The organism is Trinickia terrae (assembly GCF_005144415.1).
In the GTDB taxonomy this organism is placed as follows: domain Bacteria; phylum Pseudomonadota; class Gammaproteobacteria; order Burkholderiales; family Burkholderiaceae; genus Trinickia_A; species Trinickia_A terrae.
Map to the genome: position 1 here is coordinate 95,207 of NZ_SWJE01000002.1, position 22,060 is coordinate 117,266.

A 22,060-nucleotide genomic window follows, 5' to 3' on the forward strand; every position below is an offset into this window, starting at 1 on the left:
CGCCGCGCTCCTGCCATTCAGTGCGGGCTTTGCGCGAGCGCGCGAACGCGGCTTCGAGCGCCGCGCCGTCGCCGGCTTCGATCGCCGCGCGCAGGCGCGCAAGAACGGCCGTATACGCGTCGAGCTCTGCGAGCAAGGCGGTGCGGTTCGCCACGCAGATGTCGCGCCACATCTCCGGGCTCGACGCGGCGATCCGCGTGAAATCGCGGAAACCGCCGGCGGCGAACGAGAATTTCAGGTCGGCGTCCGGCGCTTCGAGAATCTGCTCGACGAGCGCGAACGAGAGCACGTGCGGCAAGTGGCTCACCGACGCCAGGACACGGTCGTGCTGCTCGACGCTCATGCGGCTGACGAGCGCGCCAGTCGCACGCCACATCGCGTCGATGCGCTCGACGGCCACCGGCGCGTTCTCCGCCAGCGGACACAGCACGACGTTGCGGCCGGCGTAGAGATCGGCCAGCGCCGCCTCGACGCCGCTCGACTCCCGGCCCGCAATCGGATGCCCCGGCACGAACTGGCCGATGCGCGAACCGAGCGCCTCACGCGCTGCGGCGACAACGTCCGACTTCGTGCTGCCCGCGTCGGTCACGAGGGTCGAGCCGTCGAGAAACGGGGCGATGCGGGTAAGCAGCGGCAGCGTCTGAGCGACCGGCGCGGCGAGCAGGACGATGTCGGCGCCGGCGAGCGCCGCGCGCAACTGCGCGTCGTCGCCGAGCGCAGCGGCGACGTCGATCACGCCCAGCTCTCGCGCGCGCTCGATCGACGCCGCCGAACGGCCGACGCCGATCACCGTGCCTCTCGTGCCGCCGGGCCCCGTCGCCGCATCGCGTTCGCGCAGCGCGCGCGCGAGCGACCCGCCGATCAGCCCGACACCGAAAATCACCAGTTTGTTGAATGAAAACGCGGCCACGACGGACATGCTAAAAAAGCGCGCGGGCAAAAACGCTCGCGCGCGGGATGGCAATCAACCGCTCGGTTGCCTATCAGGCAGCGAGCGCCTTTTCGAGCGCTGCGATGAACGCTTCGTTTTCTTCCGGCAAGCCGATCGTCACACGCAGCCACTGCGGCAGCCCATAGTTGCCGACCGGCCGCACGATCACCCCTTGCTTCAAGAGCGCCAGATTGACGCGCGCACCGGCGCCGTCGTCATTGCCGACGCGCACCAGCACGAAGTTGCCGTACGAGGGCACGTACTCGAGATCGAGCTTCTCGAACGCCTCGGTCAGCCGGCGATAGCCCGCCGCATTAAGCGCCGCGCTCTTTTCGAGAAACGCGCGATCGTTCAGCGCCGCGACGGCAGCGGCCTGCGCGAGCGTGTTGACGTTGAACGGCTGGCGCAGGCGGTTCAGCAAATCGATCAGCTCCGGCTGCGCGATCGCGAAACCGACGCGCAAGCCGGCAAGCCCGAACGCCTTCGAGAACGTGCGCGACACGAGCAGGTTCGGGTAGCGGCGCGTCCACGCGATCGAGTCATAGCGCTTGTCCGCCGCGAGATACTCGGTGTACGCCTCGTCGAGCACCACGGCGACGCTCTTCGGCACCTTCTCGAGAAACGCCTCGAGCGCGGGACCTTCGATGAACGTGCCGGTCGGGTTGTTCGGGTTGGCGACGAACATGAGACGCGTGTCGGCATCGATCGCCTTCAGCATGGCGTCGAGGTCATGGCCGTGCTTCACCGCCGGCGCCCCAGAGGAAGTCCCCTTGGGGGGCACGACGATCGCCCGCGCGCCGATTCCCTGCGTCGCGAGCGCATACACCGCGAACGAGTATTGCGAGTAGACGATAGCCTGACTCTTCTCGACGAGCGCGTGCGCCGCCAGCTCGAGGATGTCGTTGCTGCCGTTGCCAAGCGTGATCCAGTCGGCCGGCACGCCGTAGTGCTCGCTCAATGCGACCTTCAGCTCGAACGCGTTCGCATCCGGATAGCGGCCGAGATCGGCGGCGGCCTGCGCCATCGCCGCCTTCGCCGACTCCGGCATGCCGAGCGGATTTTCGTTCGAAGCGAGCTTCACGATGTGCGCTTCGTCGAGGCCGAACTCGCGGGCGACTTCCGAAATCGGCTTGCCGGCGACGTAGGGCGCGATAGCGCGCACATAGGAAGGGCCGTATTGCGTTGTCATGATGCCTCCCGCCGGACCGCCCCAAGGGAGGCATCAGCCCCCTCGGGGGGCAGCGAACGACAGTGAGCATGGGGGTGGTTCATGTATGTCTCCAGATCGGACGAGCTAGTTGTGGGCGGTCAAGCGCTCGAGCGCGACGCAGCCAAAGCGCCGGGCATCACCGCGCGCGCGGATACGAGCCGAGAATCTTCAGGAACGCGGCCATCTTCTCGAGCTCGGCCAACGCGGCCGCGACGGACGGGTTTTCGCGATGGCCTTCGACATCGATATAGAAGTAGTACTCCCACGTGCCGACGCGCGCCGGACGCGATTCGAAGCGCGTCATCGACACGCCGTGCCGCGCGAGCGGCTCGAGCAGCTTGAACACCGCGCCGGCCTCGTTCTTCACCGACACGATCAGCGACGTCTGGTCGCGCCCGCTCACGCCGGCCGGCTCCTTGCCGATCATCACGAAGCGCGTGCGGTTGTGCGGATCGTCCTGGATCAGCGCGTACGCGACCTGCAGGCCGTAGTGGGCAGCCGCGCGATCGCCCGCGATCGCGGCGACAGTCGGATCGCTCGCCGCCAGGCGTGCGGCCTCCGCATTGCTCGACACCGCCTGGCGCTCGAGATGCGGTGCGTTCGTCGCGAGCCAGCGCTGGCATTGCGCGAGCGCCTGCGCATGCGCGCAGACGCGCGTCACGCCGGTCAGCCCGCCGCTTTGCGTGAGGAGATTGTGGTGAATCGGCAAGGCGAGCTCGCCGCCGATCACGAGTTGCGTTTGCAACAGCAGGTCGAGCGTGCGCGACACCGCGCCTTCGCTCGAATTCTCGACCGGCACGACGCCGAAGTCTGCGGCGCCCGCCTCGACTGAACGGAACACTTCGTCGATCGAAGGGCACGCGAGCCCTTCGATCGACCGGCCGAAGTACTCGTACATCGCCTGCTCGCTATAGGTGCCGACAGGCCCGAGGAACGCCGCACGGACCTGCTGCTCGAGCGCCCGGCTCGCCGCCATGATCTCGCGCCAGATCGCGCTGATGTGCTCGCCCGCGAGCGGGCCGGCGCTCATGTCCTGCAAGCGCGCGATGACCTGCTGCTCGCGCTCGGGCCGGAACACCGGCGCGTTGTAATGCTTCTTGACCTCGCCCACTTCGAGGGCGATCGCTGCGCGCTGGTTGAGCAGCGCGATCAGCTGCGCATCGATCGCATCGATGCGATCGCGCAGCGGTTTGAGCTTGGTATTGAGTTCGTCGTCCATGCGTAAAGTCGGCCGTGTCGAAAGTAGGCGCGCCGCCTCCCCCGGGTCGAAGAGATCAGGCCTTGCGCTGTTCGAATTCCTTCATGTACTCGACCAGCGCCTTGACGCCTTCGAGCGGCACCGCGTTGTAAATCGACGCCCGCATTCCGCCTACGGACTTGTGGCCCTTCAGCTGCAACAGCCCGCGCGCCTTCGCGCCGGCCAGGAAATCTTCGTTGCGCGACTCGTCCGCGAGAAAGAACGGCACGTTCATCCGCGAACGCGAAGCGCGTTCAACCTTGTTGATATAGAAATCGCTGGCGTCGATCGCGTTATAGAGCAGCTTCGATTTCTCGATGTTGTGCGCTTCGATCGCCTGCAAACCGCCTTGCTTCTTGAGCCACTTGAAGACCAGGCCCGCGATGTAGATCGCGTAGGTGGGCGGCGTGTTGTACATCGAATTGTGTTCGGCGACGGTCTTCCACTCGAACGCCGACGGGCAGATCGGCAGCGCGCGGTCGAGCAGGTCCTCGCGCACGATCACGACGGTGACGCCCGCCATCCCGATGTTCTTCTGCGCACCGCCGTAGATGGCGCCGAACTTCGCGACGTCGAGCGGGCGCGACAGGATGTGCGACGACACGTCGGCCACGAGCGGAATATCGCCAAGATCGGGAATATCGAAGGTCTCGACGCCGTGGATCGTCTCGTTCGTGCACAGGTGCACATAGGCCGGATCGTCGGAGAGCCGCCATTCGGCGCGCGCCGGCGAGCGCGTGAAGCCGTCGGCAGTCTGGCCGCTCGCGGCGAGGTGCGGGGCGCAATACTTGTGCGCTTCCTTGAAGGTCTTTTGCGACCAGGAGCCAGTCAGGACAAAGTCGGCGGTCTTCTTGGCGCCGAGCAGGTTCATCGGCACGATCGCGTTTTCACCAAGGCCGCCGCCTTGCAAGAACAGGATGCGATGGCTCGCGGGCACCTCGAGCAACTCGCGCAGGTCGGTCAGCGCCTCTTCGTGGATCGACATGAACTCCTTGCCGCGATGGCTCATCTCCATCACGCTCATGCCGCTGCCGCGCCAATCGAGCATCTCGTCGGCGGCTTGGCGCAACACTTCCTCTGGCAGCGCCGCAGGTCCGGCGGAGAAATTGAAGACGCGCATCGTGTGGGAATCCCGAAAGAGGACGCGGCGGCAAAAGGAAATACCCCAAAACCGCGCCTGAAAAGATAATGGCCGTTCGCGCTCTCGCGCAAACGGCCATTATCGCACTGTCGACGGTACGCCGCCAAACCATGGCGCCCCACCGGCCCGGCCGACCCGCCGGACACGCTCCTGGAGCAGGGCCCGCGGATCTTATGACCGGCTGATTACTTGCCCGGCTTGACCGACGCGACTTCCTTGTCGGCCTGGTCGCGCGTTGCCTTGATCGATTGCGGCATGTACTTCTGCATCAGGCCGTTCACGACATCGCGGCCAACCTGGTCTTGCACCTGGATGAACTTGCGGCCGGTCGGGCTCTTGTAGAACGTCGTCAGGTCCTTGATTTCCTGCGTCGAGTAGTACTTCGCGTATGCCTCGTACTGAGCCTGCATCGCGTCCTGGCGGAACGAGTCCGTCGCGAACACCTGACCTGCCGAATCAACCAGCTTCGGCACCGAGTTCTTCTGCAGCGCCGGCACGGCGGCTTGCTTCTGCTTGTCCGTCAGCGTCTTGTTTTCCGACAGCGCGTCCGACAGGATCGCCGGGACCAGCTGCTTCGCCTGCATTTGCGCGCTGTTGCCGATCGCGCCAACCAGCTTCTGAGCGTCGATCGCCTCGAGCAGGTCCTTGATCGCCCCTTGCTTGGCGGGATCGACCGGAGCTGCTGCCGGCGCCGCCGTGTCAGCCGGCGCTTGACTCTGGAGCGCCTGCGCCATCGCAAAGGTCGGCACGAAAGCAGCCAGCAGCATCCATTGTTTGAATCGTTGTTGCATCATTACTCCCTAGAAGAAATAGAGTCGAATTACTTAACGCACGAAGCGTATCGCAACCCTGCGTTGCGCGGTCTTTCGCTTCGTGCGGAGCTCCTTGCGGTTACTTTCTCAGGCGCGCAGCCGTACACGATTCGCGTGCCGGTCAGCTTTCGCCGTTCTCGTCGTCCGCCGCCGTACCTTCGGCATCGCCTTCGCCATCCGCCTCGGCGATTTGCTGCAGGCCGGAGAGCTTGGTGCCGTCATCAAGGCTGATGAGTGTAACACCTTGCGTTGCACGGCCCATTTCGCGGATCTCCGAAACGCGCGTACGGATCAGCACACCAGTCGTCGTGATCAACATGATCTGGCCTTCGGCGTCGACGAGCGTCGCCGCGACAACCTTGCCGTTGCGCTCCGACGTCTGGATCGCGATCATCCCCTTCGTGCCGCGCCCGTGGCGCGTGTATTCGGTGATCGGAGTGCGCTTGCCGTAGCCGTTCTCGGTCGCGGTCAGCACCGACTGCTGCTCGCTGCCCGCCACCAGCATCGCGATGACCTGCTGCCCATCGTCGAGCTGCATGCCGCGCACGCCTCGCGCTTCACGGCCCATCGGACGCACGTCGTTTTCGTCGAAGCGCACAGCCTTGCCCGAATCGGAGAACAGCATCACGTCGTGCGCGCCGTCGGTGATCGCGGCGCCGATCAGGTAATCACCCTCGTCGAGGCCGACCGCAATAATACCCTTGCGCAATGGTCTGCTGAAAGCCTCGAGCGGCGTCTTCTTGACCGTACCGAGCGCCGTCGCCATGAAGACGAACTTGTCGGCCGAGAATTCCTTGACCGGCAGCACGACGTTGATCTTCTCGCCATCCTGCAGCGGGAACATGTTGACAATCGGACGGCCGCGCGAGTTGCGCGAGCCCTGCGGCACCTCGTAGACCTTCACCCAGTAAACGCGGCCGCGGTTCGAGAAGCACAGGATGTGGTCGTGCGTATTCGCGATGAAGAGCGTGTCGATCCAGTCGTCTTCCTTCATCTGCGTCGCCTGCTTGCCGCGACCTCCGCGCTTCTGGGCCCGATATTCGGACAACGGCTGCGATTTCACGTAACCGGCGTGCGACATCGTCACGACCATGTCCTGCGGCGTGATGAGGTCTTCGGTGTTCAGCTCGGTCGCGTTCATCTCGATCTTCGAGCGGCGCGCGTCGCCGAACTCGGACTTCACGGCCGTCAACTCGTCGGTGATGATCGCGGTGATCCGCTCCGGGCGCGCCAGGATGTCGAGCAGGTCAGCGATCTGCGCCATCACTTCGCGGTACTCGCCGATGATCTTGTCCTGCTCGAGACCGGTCAGGCGTTGCAGGCGCATCTGCAGAATTTCCTGCGCCTGGGTATCGGACAGCTTGTAGAGGCCGTCGCCCTGCATCCCGAACGCCGGGTTCAGCCCTTCGGGGCGATAGGCGTCGCGGCCGCCCGCGGACGCGTTATCGGTTTCCGCGCGCGACAGCATCTCGCGCACGAGCGACGAATCCCATGCCCGCGCCATCAGCTCCTGCTTGGCGATCGGCGGAGTCGGCGCGGCCTTGATGATGGCGATGAACTCGTCGATGTTGGCGAGCGCGACTGCGAGACCCTCGAGCACATGGCCGCGTTCGCGCGCCTTGCGCAACTCGTATACGGTGCGCCGCGTCAGCACTTCCCGTCGATGCGACAGGAACGCGCTAAGCATTTCCTTAAGATTGAGCAGCTTCGGCTGGCCGTCGACGAGCGCGACCATGTTCATGCCGAACGTGTCCTGCAGCTGGGTCGCCTTATATAGATTGTTGAGGACAACCTCGGGAACCTCGCCGCGCTTCAGCTCGATTACGACGCGCATGCCGCTCTTGTCGGACTCGTCGCGAATATCGGAGATGCCTTCCAGCTTCTTCTCGTTGACGAGCTCGGCGATGCGCTCGAGCAGCGAGCGCTTGTTAACTTGATACGGCAGCTCGTCGACGATGATCGCCATGCGCTGGCCGCGATCGATCTCCTCGAAGTGCGTCGCCGCGCGCATCACGACGCGGCCGCGGCCGGTGCGATAGCCGTCGCGCACGCCCGCCACGCCGTAGATGATGCCGGCGGTCGGGAAATCGGGGGCGGGAATGATCTCGATCAACTCATCGATGCTTGCCTGCGGGTTCTTCAGCAGGTGATGGCAAGCGTCGACGACTTCATTCAAGTTGTGCGGCGGAATATTGGTGGCCATCCCCACCGCGATCCCCGACGATCCATTGATCAGCAGATTGGGGATCCGCGCGGGCAGGATGAGCGGCTCGTTCTCGCTGCCGTCATAGTTCAGACCGAAATCGACGGTTTCCTTATCTATATCAGCAAGCAGTTCATGGCCGATCTTCGCCATGCGGATTTCGGTGTAGCGCATCGCGGCGGCGTTGTCACCGTCGATCGACCCGAAATTGCCCTGCCCGTCCACCAGCATGTAGCGCAGAGAGAAGTCCTGCGCCATCCGGACGATGGTTTCGTATACAGCACTGTCGCCGTGCGGATGGTATTTACCGATCACGTCGCCGACGATACGCGCTGACTTCTTATAGGCACGGTTCCAGTCGTTGTTGAGTTCGTGCATCGCGTACAGGACGCGCCGGTGCACTGGTTTCAAGCCGTCGCGGACATCGGGAAGCGCTCGCCCCACGATCACGCTCATTGCGTAATCGAGATACGAACGGCGCATTTCCTCCTCGAGGGAGATTGGCAGAGTCTCTTTGGCGAATTGATCCATTATCCGTATCTTTTCCAAGCGAAGACGGACGCCGGATTCGACGAACCCCGCCCGCGCTCGCATTGGCGCTGCAAACGCAGCGCATCACGCGATTCTAACATGCGGCGCAACCGCTCCCGGGAGGGCACGTACTCCCCCATTGCGAAGCGGTCCGAAGCCGCTGCAAACCACTTTCGCGGCGCTATTGACGAAACGAATTTTCTTTGCTCCAGGCACGCCTCATGCCCAAGCCGAACAGCCGCTCAGGCCCGCCAGCCTTACTGTTGCGCATGCACCACAATTGTGTTGGGGTATCAGAACGGGCAGGAATTTTTTTTCGTGGGTCGGGAACTGTATGGCAAAATGCCAACGCACTCGGTTAGACACTGCTCGAAGTGTCTTCAGCGCTCGGCGTTTTTGTGCCGCACCAATGTTATACTTCGAGCAATGTATGACTTGTCTTCGTCAACAGGCTCGCAGTAAACCTGCGGTAATCTCAATTTCGAGAGGAGAAATATGAATAAACTTTCAAAGCTCGCGTTCATTGCAGCTACCGCAGTTATGGCTGCATCCGCTTCGGCACAGTCGGTGCCGGCGTCGCGACAACAAACGAATGACAACTGGGTGAACGGCACCGGCGAATACGTGTGGATGAACGGCACGAACGAGCTTTGCTGGCGCGACGCGTTCTGGACGCCCGCAACGGCCAACGCAAAGTGCGACGGCGCACTGGTCGCCCAGGCTCCGACGCCGCCGGCCCCGGCTGCTCCGGCTGCTGCTCCGGCCATCACGAGCCAGAAGATCACGTATCAAGCCGATACGCTGTTCGACTTCGACAAGGCTGTCCTGAAGCCGGCCGGCAAGGAAAAGCTGGACGACCTGGCTGCCAAGATCCAAGGCGTGAACCTCGAAGTCGTCGTTGCAACGGGTTACACCGACCGCATCGGTTCGGACAAGTACAACGACCGTCTGTCGCTGCGCCGCGCTCAAGCTGTGAAGGCATACCTGGTCAGCAAGGGCATCGAAGCCAACCGTATCTACACGGAAGGCAAGGGCAAGCGCAACCCGGTTACGACGGGCTGCAACCAGAAGAACCACAAGCAACTCATCTCCTGCCTGGCACCGGATCGCCGCGTGGAAGTCGAAGTTGTCGGTACTTCGAAGCAGTAAGCTGCAAGATACCGCAGTATCAAAGCCCCGCTTCGGCGGGGCTTTTTTTACGCCTGAATTTGGGACGCGGCCGGCGTCGCCGTTTTGCCCCTGCAGGCCGGCCCCTATATACTCGGGGCTACTCCGCAATCCTCATCCAACGTTCAACGCCCAAGCCGCATCCGCCATGACCAATGCCGATCCCCATGAGCTGCAGAAATTCAGCGATCTCGCCCATCGCTGGTGGGACCCGAACGCCGAATTCAAGCCGCTGCACGAGTTGAATCCCGTCCGGCTCAACTGGATCGACTCCCATGCGCACCTGGCCGGCAAACGGGTGCTGGATATTGGTTGCGGCGGCGGCATCCTGTCGGAATCGATGGCGGGATTAGGTGCCCAGGTCAAGGGCATCGACCTGTCGACGCAAGCGCTTGGCGTCGCTGACCTGCACAGTCTCGAAAGCGGCGTGAGCGTCGACTACGAGGAAATCGCAGCCGAAGCGCTCGCGGCACGCGAGCCCGACACCTACGATGTCGTCACCTGCATGGAAATGCTCGAGCACGTGCCCGATCCGAGCGCCATCGTCGCTGCATGTGCAACGCTAGTGAAACCAGGCGGCTGGGTCTTTTTCTCGACGCTCAATCGCAACGTCAAATCGTATTTATTCGCGGTGATCGGGGCCGAATACATCGCACAAATGCTGCCCAAGGGCACGCACGACTATGCGCGCTTCATCCGCCCTTCGGAGCTGGCGGCGTTCGTACGAGCGGCCGGGCTGCACAGCCGGGACATCAAGGGCATCACCTATCGTCCGCTCAGCAAACATTTCGGGTTGTCCGACGACACGAGCGTCAACTACATGCTTGCCTGCCGCCGCAACGTCTGAAACGCGCTCCGCTCCGCCCCACCTCCCTTTTCGATTGCCTTCATGAGCGACCCCACCCCTTTGCCGCAGCGCGAAAGCGATGACGCTTCGATCGGCCTATGCCAGGCCGTCCTGTTCGACCTCGACGGCACACTCGCGGACACCGCGCCCGACCTGGCCGCCGCCGTCAACAAGATGCGCCATGATCGCGGTCTCGATATGCTGCCGCTCGAAGATCTGCGCCCGCTCGCGTCTGCGGGCGCACGCGGCCTGATCGGCGGTGCCTTCGGCATAGGTCCCGAGCATCACGAGTTCGCATCGATGCGCGAGGAGTTTCTCGCCAATTACGAAGCCGATCTGTGCATCGAAACCATCCTCTTTCCCGGCATCGGCGAGTTGCTCGACGAGCTCGACGAGCGCGGCGTGCGTTGGGGCATCGTCACGAACAAGGTTGCGCGGCTGACCGAACCGCTCGTGGAACTGCTTGGCCTCGACCTGCGCGCGAGATGCGTCGTCAGCGGGGATACGACGCCGCACTCGAAGCCGCATCCGGCGCCGCTTCTGCACGCGGCGAAGGAATTGGACGTGCACCCGGAGCGGATCGTGTATGTGGGCGACGATCTGCGCGACGTGCAAGCGGGATTCGCGGCGGGCATGATCACTGTTGCCGCCGCCTATGGCTACTGCGGTACCGATCTGCCCCCGACCCAATGGCACGCGCAGCACGTCGTGCAATCGACGGGCGAGCTGCAGCGGCTGCTCCGCGAAATCGGATGATTGCGCCATTGCCGTGGCGAGCCGCCACGCTACCGAAGCGAAGCGAAAAATACTCTCCCGTCCATTGTTTAGCGCGCAAGGCTCACCAAACTCACGTTCTATGGGATAATTGTCAGTTCCACTGGGGCCGACTTGGTTTCGACGTGGGTAACGAAGCAGCTCAGGGCATACCGAGGACCCGTCACCTCGTAAATCAATGGGACTTAAGTAACTGCGAACGACAACACGTACGCATTGGCGGCTTAACCCCGCCAACCTCGCACTAGCTCTCTGACGGGCTAGGGTCGCAAGACTGGCGAGGTCATTTACGTCAGATAATCCTTGGTGGTGTCACGACGCCGGGGCCGAAAATCTAGTGACTCGCCGTAACGAAGCGTGTTCGTCCGCGTCGGTGCGGTTAAATCAAATGACAGGACTAAGTATGTAGAACTGGTTGTGGACTATTTGCGGACGCGGGTTCGATTCCCGCCGGCTCCACCAAGACATTTCTCCTGAGACGCCTCAGGAATTCGCGAAAACCCCGCCGAGCGCAGCTCTCGCGGGGTTTTTCTTTGCGGCTGCGCCTACTTTCCCATGCTGTCGATCTTTCGAAGAGAACGACTCCCTCGCCGCTCCTCCGCGCATCGATTCCAGGCACCTTCGCGTAGACTCTCCGAAACGCACCCGATATCCCAACGCATCGGCAAAAACCTGCCCCGTGGCGCCGCCGACTGAACCCCTGCTTGCGTAACGACTCTATTGAAATCGCGACGCATTCGCAGCCAAGGCAGAATCCATGAACAAACTTCTTCTCGCCGCCGTGCCAGCCACCCTGGCCATCGCGGCTTGCAGCTCGCCCAACGTCCAGGAAGTCCACTCATCGGAGCCGATGGTCTTCGTGCAATCGGCGCGCGCGCCCGGCTATATCTCGAGCTGCCTGCAAAGCAGGATCGACGGCCTGCGCATGAGCACCGGCACCGGCTCGACAGAGTTGACGGTCGGCCACGGCGCAGACAATTACGCGTGGCTCATTACGCTGATACCGTCCGGCAACGGCTCGGTGGTGAAGGTGCAGAAATCGCCCGGCGACGACGGTTCGGTGCCGGAGCCTGAGATGCGTTTCGACATCGCGCGCTGCACGACCTGAGCGGGACACGCGCCTGCCCCGCTCGGGGCTTGCGCGCCACGCGCTGCGATCGCTCGCAACGCCTCGCGAGCGATCAAACATCAGGCGACTGCGCCGCCCCTATGATCATTCATCGTTCGGGCACTGCAGATTGCATCCGTTCGGATCGCCGAGGTCGCCCTGCTTGCGCGCCTTCGACTTCGGCCCATGCTGATATTTATTCGACGGCGCGGACGCGGCGAATTCCAGTTGCGGGTGCTGCTGAAGCTGGAACTCGTCCTGCAGGATGCCGCCCGGCACGCCCGGGGAGTTCTGCGCGAAGGCGAGCGACGTGACGGCGAACAATGCGCCTGCCGCAGTTGCGGCAGCGCAAGCGTTGATTAGCAATTTCATGGCGATTCGATGCCGCATGACGCGGACTGAAGAACAAAAACGGAACGTCTGAGGGATAGAGCGTAACGCAGAACGGCATCGCTTCGCAGCGGACTATTACAACAGTAATGAAAGTCCCGGAAACCCGGCTTGCGTGCAACACGCATCAGTGCGGAATGCCATCGGGCACAACCGCTCCGCGCAAGCCGCTCGCCACGTCGACGATCGTTCCGCAATGCGCGGGGTCGTATCCCGCGAGGCGGGCCACGGTCGCCCGGAACGCCTCGCTCCGCAACGTCTGCACCACGGGCGCGAGCGACAGGGATGCCAGCGGCTCGCGCTCGCAGGCGAAGTAATAGTCTTCGTCAACGATCGGAATGAAGTCGAGCCCGAAATGATGAGCGGCCGGCTCGACGCCGAACCCGAGGTCGGCCATGCCGCTTGCGACGAACGCGGCAATCGCCGAGTGCGTAAGCTCCGCCGACGCATAGCCGTTGATCCCCTCGGGATCGATGCCGATGCTGCGCAGCGCCAGGTCGAGCAGCATCCGCGTGCCCGAGCCGGGCTGCCGGTTGACGAAACGCACGTCGTCGCGCGCGACGTCGTTCAAGCCGCGGATGCCCTTCGGGTTGCCTTTCGGCAGGAAAAGCCCCTGTTTGCGCTGGGTCAGATGAATCAGTACGTGCCGCTGCGGATCGAGCCAGCGTCGATAGACGCTCGCGCATTTCTCGCGGAACACGCCGCGCGGCAAATGAAACCCCGCGAGATCGCACTCGCCGCACGCGAGCGCCGTAACGGCCTCGGCGCCGTCGCGGTACTTGATGTCGACCGAGGCCGGGTCGCGAGCGACGAGCGCGGTCACGAGCGCCGCCACCGCGTAGCCGTGCGACGCCTGGATGCGCACCGCGCCGCGACGCTGTCCGAGCCGGCGGTTCAAATCGCTGGCGACCTCGCTTGCCAGCGCCTGCATGTTGCCGTCGAGCCGTTCGGCGCACAGACGCTGCGCGCGCACCACCGCCTGCCCCAGCTCCGACAGCGCGGACCCTTTACCGCGCTCCTTGGCGATCAGCGCGCCGCCCAGGCGCTCCTCGAGCGCGCGCAGGATGCCCCACGCGTGACGATAGGAGAGGCCTTTTTGCGCAGCCGCCTGAGCGATGCTACCCGTCTCGCCGACCAGCGCGAGAAGCGGCACGACATCGGTCAGGCTGGTTTCCCGGCCGCTGCTGTCGACGACGACCAGTTGCGCCTTGCAATCGATCTGGATCATTTATGCAGTGCTTCTTCCTATTGCGTAAGCCTTACGGCCAGCCTATGGTTGTGGGATAAACCATAAAGCCAAGCATATATGCGCTTGATATGAGCAACAAGTGCATATTTGATGGAGGAGCCCCCACCTTGAACCATCCCGCCGCCATCGCGCCGGACGAGCTCGTGCGCCGCCATGTGAAGCCAGGCGCGACGCTAGTCGCCGTGCTGCACGCGATTCAGGACGAAGCCGGTTTCATCCCGCCAGAGGCCGTTGCGCCGCTCGCACGCGCGATGAACCTGTCGCGCGCCGAAGTGCACGGCGTCATCACCTACTATCACCATTTCCGCACCGAGCCCGCCGCGCGCGTGACCGTGCAACTGTGCCGCGCCGAATCGTGCCGCAGCATGGGAACGGAAGCGCTCGCCCAGCATATCGAAGCGCGCACCGGTTGCCGCTTCGACGCCGAGCACGGTCCGGACCTTGGCCTCGAATCGGTCTACTGCCTCGGGCAATGCGCGCTGTCTCCGGCCATGATGATCAACGACACGCTCTACGCGAAAGTCACGCCTGAAAAGTTCGACGCGCTGATCGCCGCCGCGCGCGCAAAGGAGCCGGCATGAATCAGCCTCCGCGCGCACTGACACGCGTGTACGTACCTCGAGACTCCTCGGCGCTCGCGCTCGGCGCGGATCTGCTCGCCGCCGCGATCGGGCGCGAGGCTGCGGCGCGCGGCGTCGCGCTCGAGCTGGTCCGCAACGGCACCCGCGGCCTGCTGTGGCTCGAGCCGCTCGTCGAAGTCGAGACGCCCGCCGGGCGCATCGGCTATGCGAATCTCGACGCGGCCGACGTCGCCTCGCTCTTCGACGCCGGATGGCTCGCGGGCGGCGAGCATCCGCGGCGCGTCGGCATCGTCGACGAGATTCCGTATCTGAAGCACCAGCAACGCCTGACGTTCGCGCGCATCGGCATCACCGATCCTCTCTCGATCGACGACTACCTCGCGCACGAAGGCCTGGCCGGCCTGAAGGCCGCGCTCGCGATGGACGGCGCCGCCGCCTGCGAAACGCTCGTCGACTCCGGCCTGCGCGGCCGAGGCGGCGCGGCGTTCCCGGCCGGCGTCAAATGGCGCACGGTGCGCAATGCGCAAGCCGCGCAGAAATACATCGTCTGCAACGCGGACGAAGGCGACTCCGGCACCTTCTCCGACCGCCTCGTGATGGAAAGCGACCCGTACTGCCTGATCGAAGGGATGATCATCGCGGGGATCGTGACGGGCGCGACGCAAGGCTACATCTACGTGCGCAGCGAATATCCGCATTCGATCGCAACGCTCGAAGCCGCCATCGCCCGAGCGCGCGCCGCCGGCTGGCTCGGCGCGAGCGTGCTCGGCTCGGCGCACGCGTTCGAACTCACCGTGGCGAAAGGCGCGGGCTCCTACGTCTGCGGCGAAGAAACGGCGATGCTCGAATCGCTCGAAGGCAAGCGCGGCATCGTGCGCGCGAAGCCACCCGTGCCGGCGCTCGCCGGGCTGTTCGGCCAGCCGACCGTCATCAACAACGTGATCACGCTCGCGACCGTGCCGGTCATCTTCGCGCGCGGCGCGAAGTTCTATCGCGACTTCGGCATGGGCCGCTCCCGCGGCACGCTGCCGTTCCAGCTGGCCGGCAACGTGAAGCAAGGCGGGCTCGTCGAGCTCGCGTTCGGCGTCACGCTGCGCGAGCTGCTGTTCGAGTACGGCGGCGGCACGGCAAGCGGCCGGCCCGCGCGCGCCGTGCAAGTGGGCGGGCCGCTCGGCACCTACCTGCCCGAGAGCCAGTGGGACATTCCGCTCGACTACGAAACCTACGCGTCGATCGGTGCGGTGGTCGGGCACGGCGGCATCGTCGTGCACGACGACACCTCGAACCTCGCCGAGCTCGCGCAATACGCGATGCATTTCTGCGCGCTCGAATCGTGCGGCAAATGCACACCGTGCCGGATCGGCTCGACGCGCGGCGTCGAAGTGATCGAACGCATCCGCAGCGGCGACACCTCGGAAAAGCAAGTGCAGCTGCTGCGCGACCTGTGCGACACGATGGTGTCCGGCTCGCTCTGCGCGATGGGCGGCATGACGCCCTACCCCGTGCTCTCCGCCCTTGAACACTTCCCCGAAGATTTCGGTCTTCGCACGGCCCGGCCCAACAAGGCCGCGGCTTGATGGAGTCCTCCATGTCCGACGCGCTCGTCTCCTCCTCTCAAGCCAACGCCGGCGGGTGTGGTTCGGCCAATTGCGCCTGCAAGTCCGAAGCGTTGCAGCGCACTGCCCGCGCCCGCTCGCCCTATGACGACACCGACTACGGCACGCCGTTCGTCCACGCCGACACCGACGTCACGCTCGACATCGACGGCCGTCTCGTCACCGTGCCCACGGGCACGTCGGTGATGCGCGCCGCGATCGAGGCCGGCATCAACGTGCCGAAGCTCTGCGCGACCGATTCGCTCGAGGCGTTCGGTTCGTGCCGGCTGTGTCTCGTCGAGATCGAGGGCCGCAAGGGGTATCCGGCCTCGTGCACGACGCCCGTGGAAGCCGGCATGAAAGTGCGCACGCAGACCGACCGGCTCCAGGCGCTGCGCCGCAACGTGATGGAGCTCTATATCTCCGATCACCCGCTCGACTGCCTCACATGCCCCTCGAACGGCAATTGCGAGCTGCAGGACATGGCGGGCGTCGTCGGCTTGCGCGAGGTGCGCTACGGCTACGACGGCGCGAACCACTTGTTCGACGAGAAAGACGAATCGAATCCCTACTTCACCTACGACCCGTCGAAGTGCATCGTCTGCAACCGCTGCGTGCGCGCCTGCGAGGAAACGCAAGGCACGTTCGCGCTGACCATCGCGGCGCGCGGCTTTGAATCGCGCGTGGCGGCAAGCGAAAGCCAGCCGTTCATGGAATCCGAATGCGTGTCGTGCGGCGCGTGCGTCGCCGCCTGCCCGACCGCGACGCTGCACGAGAAGAGCATCGCGCTGCTCGGCCAGCCCGAGCATTCGGTCGTGACGACCTGCGCTTATTGCGGCGTCGGCTGCTCGCTGAAGGCGGAGATGAAGGGCAATCAGGTCGTGCGCATGGTGCCGAACAAGAACGGCGAGGCGAACGAAGGACACGCCTGCGTGAAAGGCCGCTTCGCCTGGGGCTACGCGACGCACAAGGACCGCATCACCAAGCCGATGATCCGCGCGAAGATCACCGACCCGTGGCGCGAAGTCAGCTGGGACGAAGCGCTGACGCACGCCGCTTCCGAGTTCCGCCGCATCCAGGCGAAGCACGGGCGCGACTCGATCGGCGGCATCACGTCGTCGCGCTGCACGAACGAAGAGACCTACCTCGTGCAAAAACTCGTGCGCGCCGCGTTCGGCAACAACAACGTCGACACCTGTGCGCGCGTCTGCCACTCCCCGACCGGCTACGGCTTGAAGACGACGCTTGGCGAATCCGCGGGCACGCAGACGTTCGCGTCGGTCGAGCATGCCGACGTCGTGATGGTGATCGGCGCGAACCCGACCGACGGCCACCCGGTGTTCGCATCGCGCCTGAAGCGGCGGCTGCGGCAGGGCGCGAAGCTGATCGTCGTCGATCCGCGCCGCATCGATCTCGTCGATACGCCGCATGTGAAGGCGATGTATCACCTGCCGTTGCGGCCAGGCACGAACGTCGCGATCGTCAACGCGCTCGCGCACGTGATCGTCACCGAGGGGCTGCTCAACGAGGCGTTCATCGCCGAGCGCTGCGAGACGCGCGCGTTCGAGCAATGGCGCGCATTTGCCGCGCTGCCCGAGAACGCGCCGGAAGCGACGGCCGATATCACCGGCGTGCCGGCCGACCTGGTGCGCGCCGCAGCGCGCCTCTATGCGACGGGCGGCAACGCCGCGATCTACTACGGCCTCGGCGTCACCGAGCACGCGCAAGGCTCGACGACGGTGATCGGCATCGCCAACCTCGCGATGGCGACCGGCAACATCGGCCGCGAAGGCGTCGGCGTCAATCCGCTGCGCGGCCAGAACAATGTGCAGGGCTCGTGCGACATGGGCTCGTTCCCGCACGAGCTGCCCGGCTACCGCCACATCGGCGACGAAGCCGTGCGGACGCAATTCGAAGACGCCTGGCACGTGAAGCTGCAATCGGAGCCCGGCCTGCGCATCCCGAACATGTTCGACGCCGCGCTCGACGGCAGCTTCAAGGGCCTCTACTGCCAGGGCGAGGACATCGTCCAGTCCGATCCGAACACGCAGCATGTCGCGGCGGCGCTGTCGTCGATGGAATGCATCGTCGTGCAGGACATCTTCCTGAACGAGACCGCGAAGTACGCGCATGTCTTCCTGCCGGGCTCCTCGTTCCTCGAGAAGGACGGCACGTTCACCAACGCCGAGCGCCGCATCTCGCGCGTGCGCCGCGTGATGCCGCCGCTGTCCGGCTACGCCGACTGGGAAGTCACGCAGATGCTCTCGAAGCAGCTCGGCTACGAGATGGATTACGCGCATCCGTCGGAGATCATGGACGAGATCGCGCGCCTCACGCCGACCTTCCATGGCGTCTCGTTCGACTTGATCGACAAGCGCGGCAGCATCCAATGGCCGTGCAACGAGCACGCACCCGAGGGCACGCCGATCATGCACGTCGACGCGTTCGTGCGCGGCAAGGGCAAGTTCGTGATCACGCAGTTTGTCCCCACGCCGGAAAAGGTGACGCGCAAATATCCGCTGCTGCTGACCACGGGCCGCATCCTGTCGCAGTACAACGTCGGCGCGCAGACCCGCCGCACCGACAACGTGCGCTGGCACGACGAGGACCGCCTCGAGATCCATCCGGACGACGCCGCCGAGCGCGGCATCAAGACGGGCGATTGGGCTGGCATCGAGTCGCGCGCCGGGCAAACGGTGCTGCGCGCGCTCGTCACCGAGCGGATGCAGCCGGGCGTCGTCTATACGACGTTCCACTTCCCCGAATCGGGTGCGAACGTCATCACGACCGACAGCTCCGATTGGGCGACCAACTGCCCTGAGTACAAGGTGACGGCGGTGCAGGTGTCGCCGGTCGCCCAGCCTTCGCAATGGCAGAAGCAGTATTCGCGCTTCAGCGCCGAGCAACTCGACCTGCTGCGGCAGCGCGAAGTGGCGAATGCGGCGAGCGGCAAATGAGGGTGCCGGGGCTTAAGCCCCGGCACGAAACGCATCAGCGAGCAACGATGAACCAAGAACACTTGATCGTCATGGCGAACCAGATCGGCGCATTCTTCGCATCGATGCCCGATCACGACGAGGCGCTGGAAGGCGTCGCGAATCACATTCGCCGCTTCTGGGAGCCGCGGATGCGGCGCGTGATCCTGGCCGCGCTCGACGAGCCCGAGGCGGCCGCGTCGATGCTGCCGGTCGTCCGGGAAGCGCTGACGAAATCGCGCGATGCGCTGACGCCGGCAGCCGCGGCCTGAGCGGCGCGCACCCCGGGCTCGCGCACCGCGCTTCAGCCGTGCCGCCCGAACCACATCTCGCAATGGCGCAGCAGCGCGTTGCCGTCCGACGCCGGCCGGCCGCGCGCGCAGATATAGCCGTCGGGCCGCACCAGATAGAAAGCCGGCCGCGTGCGTCCATACGATTCCGCCAGCGAGGGCGCGCCGTCGCGCGGCGTCTCGCAAACACGCCAGATCCGCACCGCGCCCGGCAGCGCACGCTCGAGATCCTGTGCGAGCCGCGCGAGTTCGGCATCGGGCGCGGGCCCTTCGCCCGCCGGGGCATCGAACGGCGCCTCGCCATCCTTCCCCGCCGCCACCAGCAGGAATAGCGAAAAGAACGCCGGGTCGTGCAGGTCGAAGATGCGGCCGATCCCGGGTGCGCGTCCGAGCGGCCCGTCGACCACATGAACCAGCGCATCGGGCGCGCGCTCCCCGGCACGCGGCCCGCCGTCGAGCACGCGCTCGAGCGTGAGCTGACTGCGCCGGTACTGCACCGAAAGCTCGCTCACGGTCAGCCGCGCGGCATCGCGCAGCGGGCCCAGCGTGGCGAGCACCGGCATTACACGGTCGCGCAGCAGCTTGAGCGGACCATGCTCGGCTTCCGCGATCTGCGTCATGAAGCTCGTCTGCCGCAGCACTTCGCGCTCGATCGGATGGCGCTCGGCCTGGTAGGTATCGATCAGCTGATCGGGCGCTCCGCCCGAGATCTGTCGCGCGAGCTTCCAGCCGAGGTTGAACGCCTCCTGAATCCCCGTATTCAAGCCTTGCGCACCGGCGGGACTATGCACGTGGGCCGCGTCGCCCGCCAGGAAAACCCGTTGCAGGCGCAGCCGCTCGGCCATCCGGCTGTTCACGTTGAAATACGACGACCACGCCATGGCGTCGAGATCGAGCCGGCCATGCACGCGCCGAGCGACGATCCGCCGGCATTCGTCGAGCGACGGCACGGCGCATGGCGGCGGCTCTCGATGCGTCGAGTCCTGCGCCGAGCCCAGAGTCGAATCGGCAACGGCGGCGGCCAGCGCCGGCGGATTGTCCGCGATCAGGCGATGGCGGCCGCCGCCCATCGGAAACAGCGCGACGAGGCCCTCGCCCGACGCGAAGATATGGAACTCGTCGTCGGACCAGTCGGAGACCGCCTGCAGGTCCGCAAGCAGGAAGGTCTGCTCGAAGGTCTTGCCCGCAAAACCCACGCCGAGCAGGTGCCGCACCGTGCTGTGCGCCCCGTCGGCGCCGATCATATAGGCCGCGTGCGCGACCTCGCTGCGGCCGTCGGCATGCGACAGCTCAGCTTCGACCCGCGACGCGCCCTGCGTCAGCCGCGTCAACTCGACGCCGCGCTCGATGCTCACGCCGAGCGTCGCGAGATGCTCGGTCAAGAGCCTCTCGGTGACGCTCTGATCGAGAAACAACAGGTAGGGGTAGCGCGTCTGCAGCGGATCGAAGTCGAGCCGCGCCAGGCGATGCCCGTTCGAATAGAGATTGGCCGCCCGCGCGCGATGGCCAAGCTCGAGAAACGGCTCGACGATCCGGTGCTGCTCCAGGAGTTCCAGCGTGCGCGCCTGGATGCCGATCGCGCGCGAATGCGGCGACGGCTGCGCTGCCTTGTCGACGAGCCGCACGGGAATGCGCGAGCGCGCCAGGCTCGTCGCGGCGGCAAGCCCGGTCGGCCCCGCGCCGACGATCAGCACGGACTGCGCGTTTCGCCCAGGGGGACTTCCTTCGGGGCGCGGGGGGGCGGCGGCGCTCATGCATATCCTCCAGCGGGCCAGATCCGGCCAGTGTACGCCGCCCTCCTGGCTTACGGCACATCCGGCCCGCTTTCAGGGCGCTGCGTCATTGGGCGGGGTCGCGCCGCTCCAGCGAGCAGCGATGCTCGCTCGTGCCGAGGTCCACCTGCAGGGTCGCGTGATGCATCGCGTACTGCTCGCGCAGGGTCTGCACGATGCCGTCGAGCACCGTATCGCCGGGGTGGCCCCCCGGCATTACGAGGTGCGCGGAGAGCGCGCTCTCGGTCGTCGACAGCGCCCAGACGTGCAGATCGTGAACGTCGGCGACGCCCGGCTGCGCGGTCAGGTAGCGATGAATGCGCTGCGTATCGACACCGGGCGGCACGGCCGCGAGCGCCATCCGGACGGAGTCGCGCAGCAAGCCCCAGGTGCCGTAGACAACCACCGCGACGACCAAGAGGCTCATCAGCGGATCGATCCAGACAAGCCCGGTGGCGAGGATCACGAGGCCGCTCACAGCCACCGCCGCCGAGATCGCCGCGTCGGCTGCCATGTGCAGGAAGGCGCCGCGAATATTCAGGTCGTCTTTGTTGCCGCGCATGAAAAGCCACGCCGAGAAGCCATTGACGACGACGCCGGCGACCGCCACGACGAACACGTCGAAACCCGCTACCGGCGCCGGATTCAACAGCCGGGAAATCGCCTCGGCGACGATCGCGCCGCTCGCGAACAGCAGCAGCGCCGCGTTGGCGAGCGAGGCAAGGATCGACGAGCTGCCGTAGCCGAACGTGAAGCGCGCCGACGGGCTGCGCTTGGCGAGCCAGGTCGCGCCCCAGGCGAGCAGCAGGCCGAGCACGTCGGAGAAATTGTGGCCGGCGTCCGCGAGCAGCGCGGTCGAGTGCGCGAGCACGCCGAACACGACCTGCACGACGACGATCGCGATGTTCAACGCGACTGCGATCGCGAAAGCGCGTCCATGGCCCGGCGCGGGCGCATGGTGATGATGGTGATGCGCGCCGCCCGCCCCGTGGCCGTCCACCCGATGCTCGTGGCCATGCTCGTGATCATGCACATGGCCGCGACCATCGTCGCTGCCATGTGCGTGAAGGTCCGAAGAGTGTGTCGTCATTGCCGAATCGCCGGTAGTTCGAGTGCCGGGCCACGATACTGCGAAATCAAGGCATCGCTGCGACATGAAAGGGACGACCGCTCCCCTGTTATAGACCACTGCCCTGCCCGCCCAAAAGCCGCGCATGCCGCCGAGTGTGGGAAAATGCCACGTTTGC

17 protein-coding genes, 1 other RNA gene and 1 pseudogene are annotated in these 22,060 nt (G+C 65.2%); 9 read left to right on the forward strand and 10 right to left on the reverse strand.

Annotation, left to right across the window (positions count from 1 at the left end; all coding sequences use genetic code 11):
- Positions 1-55: 55 nt before the first annotated feature.
- From FAZ69_RS34405 to gyrA, 6 genes and pseudogenes are all read right to left on the reverse strand, one after another.
- A pseudogene (locus FAZ69_RS34405) lies at positions 56-919 on the reverse strand (prephenate dehydrogenase); the annotation flags it as partial.
- A 64-nt stretch (positions 920-983) separates the two neighbouring features.
- Positions 984-2,120, reverse strand: coding sequence for a histidinol-phosphate transaminase (hisC, locus tag FAZ69_RS03600; RefSeq protein ID WP_136892584.1), 1,137 nt, complete (start codon positions 2,118-2,120; stop codon positions 984-986).
- Between the two features lie 157 nt (positions 2,121-2,277).
- Entirely contained in the window at positions 2,278-3,360 is a 1,083-nt protein-coding gene (gene pheA / locus FAZ69_RS03605; RefSeq protein WP_136892585.1) for a prephenate dehydratase, read from the reverse strand.
- A 55-nt stretch (positions 3,361-3,415) separates the two neighbouring features.
- Positions 3,416-4,498 carry a 3-phosphoserine/phosphohydroxythreonine transaminase gene (serC, locus tag FAZ69_RS03610; RefSeq protein ID WP_136892586.1) on the reverse strand — a complete coding sequence of 361 codons (1,083 nt, stop codon included), beginning with the start codon at positions 4,496-4,498 and terminating at the stop codon, positions 3,416-3,418.
- Between the two features lie 206 nt (positions 4,499-4,704).
- Positions 4,705-5,310: a DUF2059 domain-containing protein gene (locus FAZ69_RS03615; protein WP_136892587.1), complete on the reverse strand. Its 606-nt coding sequence runs from the start codon at positions 5,308-5,310 to the stop codon at positions 4,705-4,707.
- A gap of 142 nt (positions 5,311-5,452) precedes the next feature.
- On the reverse strand, positions 5,453-8,065 hold the full coding sequence (gyrA, locus tag FAZ69_RS03620; protein WP_136892588.1) for a DNA gyrase subunit A: 2,613 nt from the start codon (positions 8,063-8,065) through the stop codon (positions 5,453-5,455).
- Positions 8,066-8,560: 495 nt separating this feature from the next.
- Between gyrA and ompA the strand changes: the two genes are divergently transcribed.
- From ompA to FAZ69_RS03645, 5 genes are all read left to right on the forward strand, one after another.
- Positions 8,561-9,214 (forward strand): outer membrane protein OmpA, encoded by a 654-nt coding sequence (gene ompA / locus FAZ69_RS03625; RefSeq protein ID WP_136892589.1) that lies wholly within the window; start codon positions 8,561-8,563, stop codon positions 9,212-9,214.
- A 166-nt stretch (positions 9,215-9,380) separates the two neighbouring features.
- Entirely contained in the window at positions 9,381-10,079 is a 699-nt protein-coding gene (gene ubiG / locus FAZ69_RS03630) for a bifunctional 2-polyprenyl-6-hydroxyphenol methylase/3-demethylubiquinol 3-O-methyltransferase UbiG (RefSeq protein ID WP_136892590.1), read from the forward strand.
- A gap of 42 nt (positions 10,080-10,121) precedes the next feature.
- Complete coding sequence (locus FAZ69_RS03635; RefSeq protein WP_136892591.1) at positions 10,122-10,835, forward strand: HAD family hydrolase; 714 nt, start codon at positions 10,122-10,124, stop codon at positions 10,833-10,835.
- Positions 10,836-10,958: 123 nt separating this feature from the next.
- Positions 10,959-11,315: a transfer-messenger RNA gene (gene ssrA, locus FAZ69_RS03640) on the forward strand.
- A gap of 295 nt (positions 11,316-11,610) precedes the next feature.
- Complete coding sequence (locus FAZ69_RS03645; RefSeq protein WP_136892592.1) at positions 11,611-11,961, forward strand: hypothetical protein; 351 nt, start codon at positions 11,611-11,613, stop codon at positions 11,959-11,961.
- Positions 11,962-12,066: 105 nt separating this feature from the next.
- On the opposite strand, the gene FAZ69_RS03650 is transcribed toward FAZ69_RS03645, so the two are convergent.
- A complete protein-coding gene (locus FAZ69_RS03650; protein WP_136892593.1) occupies positions 12,067-12,333 on the reverse strand; it encodes a hypothetical protein in 267 nt (88 codons plus the stop codon).
- 145 nt (positions 12,334-12,478) lie between these two features.
- Entirely contained in the window at positions 12,479-13,579 is a 1,101-nt protein-coding gene (locus tag FAZ69_RS03655) for a substrate-binding domain-containing protein (protein ID WP_136892594.1), read from the reverse strand.
- An 89-nt stretch (positions 13,580-13,668) separates the two neighbouring features.
- Here FAZ69_RS03655 and FAZ69_RS03660 point away from each other — a divergent pair, with 89 nt between their 5' ends.
- From FAZ69_RS03660 to FAZ69_RS03675, 4 genes are read left to right on the forward strand one after another with little or no spacing between them, the layout of a single operon-like run.
- Positions 13,669-14,181, forward strand: coding sequence for an NAD(P)H-dependent oxidoreductase subunit E (locus tag FAZ69_RS03660; protein ID WP_169708547.1), 513 nt, complete (start codon positions 13,669-13,671; stop codon positions 14,179-14,181).
- Complete coding sequence (locus FAZ69_RS03665) at positions 14,178-15,758, forward strand: formate dehydrogenase beta subunit (protein ID WP_136892596.1); 1,581 nt, start codon at positions 14,178-14,180, stop codon at positions 15,756-15,758. Before FAZ69_RS03660 ends, FAZ69_RS03665 begins: the two co-directional genes overlap by 4 nt.
- An 11-nt stretch (positions 15,759-15,769) precedes the next feature.
- Positions 15,770-18,733 (forward strand): formate dehydrogenase subunit alpha, encoded by a 2,964-nt coding sequence (gene fdhF / locus FAZ69_RS03670; protein ID WP_136892597.1) that lies wholly within the window; start codon positions 15,770-15,772, stop codon positions 18,731-18,733.
- A 47-nt stretch (positions 18,734-18,780) separates the two neighbouring features.
- Positions 18,781-19,023, forward strand: coding sequence for a formate dehydrogenase subunit delta (locus FAZ69_RS03675; protein ID WP_136892598.1), 243 nt, complete (start codon positions 18,781-18,783; stop codon positions 19,021-19,023).
- A 32-nt stretch (positions 19,024-19,055) separates the two neighbouring features.
- Here FAZ69_RS03675 and FAZ69_RS03680 read toward each other — a convergent pair whose 3' ends face one another.
- Entirely contained in the window at positions 19,056-20,795 is a 1,740-nt protein-coding gene (locus tag FAZ69_RS03680; RefSeq protein WP_136892599.1) for an FAD-dependent monooxygenase, read from the reverse strand.
- Positions 20,796-20,880: 85 nt separating this feature from the next.
- Positions 20,881-21,903, reverse strand: coding sequence for a cation diffusion facilitator family transporter (locus tag FAZ69_RS03685; RefSeq protein WP_136892600.1), 1,023 nt, complete (start codon positions 21,901-21,903; stop codon positions 20,881-20,883).
- Between the last annotated feature and the right edge of the window lie 157 nt (positions 21,904-22,060).

Bases quoted from the DNA above. Each gene is read 5' to 3' on its own strand.
- hisC (WP_136892584.1), bottom strand. From the start codon at position 2,120: ATGACAACGCAATACGGCCCTTCCTATGTGCGCGCTATCGCGCCCTAC.
- pheA (WP_136892585.1), bottom strand. From the start codon at position 3,360: ATGGACGACGAACTCAATACCAAGCTCAAACCGCTGCGCGATCGCATC.
- serC (WP_136892586.1), bottom strand. From the start codon at position 4,498: ATGCGCGTCTTCAATTTCTCCGCCGGACCTGCGGCGCTGCCAGAGGAA.
- FAZ69_RS03615 (WP_136892587.1), bottom strand. From the start codon at position 5,310: ATGCAACAACGATTCAAACAATGGATGCTGCTGGCTGCTTTCGTGCCG.
- gyrA (WP_136892588.1), bottom strand. From the start codon at position 8,065: ATGGATCAATTCGCCAAAGAGACTCTGCCAATCTCCCTCGAGGAGGAA.
- ompA (WP_136892589.1), top strand. From the start codon at position 8,561: ATGAATAAACTTTCAAAGCTCGCGTTCATTGCAGCTACCGCAGTTATG.
- ubiG (WP_136892590.1), top strand. From the start codon at position 9,381: ATGACCAATGCCGATCCCCATGAGCTGCAGAAATTCAGCGATCTCGCC.
- FAZ69_RS03635 (WP_136892591.1), top strand. From the start codon at position 10,122: ATGAGCGACCCCACCCCTTTGCCGCAGCGCGAAAGCGATGACGCTTCG.
- FAZ69_RS03645 (WP_136892592.1), top strand. From the start codon at position 11,611: ATGAACAAACTTCTTCTCGCCGCCGTGCCAGCCACCCTGGCCATCGCG.
- FAZ69_RS03650 (WP_136892593.1), bottom strand. From the start codon at position 12,333: ATGAAATTGCTAATCAACGCTTGCGCTGCCGCAACTGCGGCAGGCGCA.
- FAZ69_RS03655 (WP_136892594.1), bottom strand. From the start codon at position 13,579: ATGATCCAGATCGATTGCAAGGCGCAACTGGTCGTCGTCGACAGCAGC.
- FAZ69_RS03660 (WP_169708547.1), top strand. From the start codon at position 13,669: ATGAGCAACAAGTGCATATTTGATGGAGGAGCCCCCACCTTGAACCAT.
- FAZ69_RS03665 (WP_136892596.1), top strand. From the start codon at position 14,178: ATGAATCAGCCTCCGCGCGCACTGACACGCGTGTACGTACCTCGAGAC.
- fdhF (WP_136892597.1), top strand. From the start codon at position 15,770: ATGTCCGACGCGCTCGTCTCCTCCTCTCAAGCCAACGCCGGCGGGTGT.
- FAZ69_RS03675 (WP_136892598.1), top strand. From the start codon at position 18,781: ATGAACCAAGAACACTTGATCGTCATGGCGAACCAGATCGGCGCATTC.
- FAZ69_RS03680 (WP_136892599.1), bottom strand. From the start codon at position 20,795: ATGAGCGCCGCCGCCCCCCCGCGCCCCGAAGGAAGTCCCCCTGGGCGA.
- FAZ69_RS03685 (WP_136892600.1), bottom strand. From the start codon at position 21,903: ATGACGACACACTCTTCGGACCTTCACGCACATGGCAGCGACGATGGT.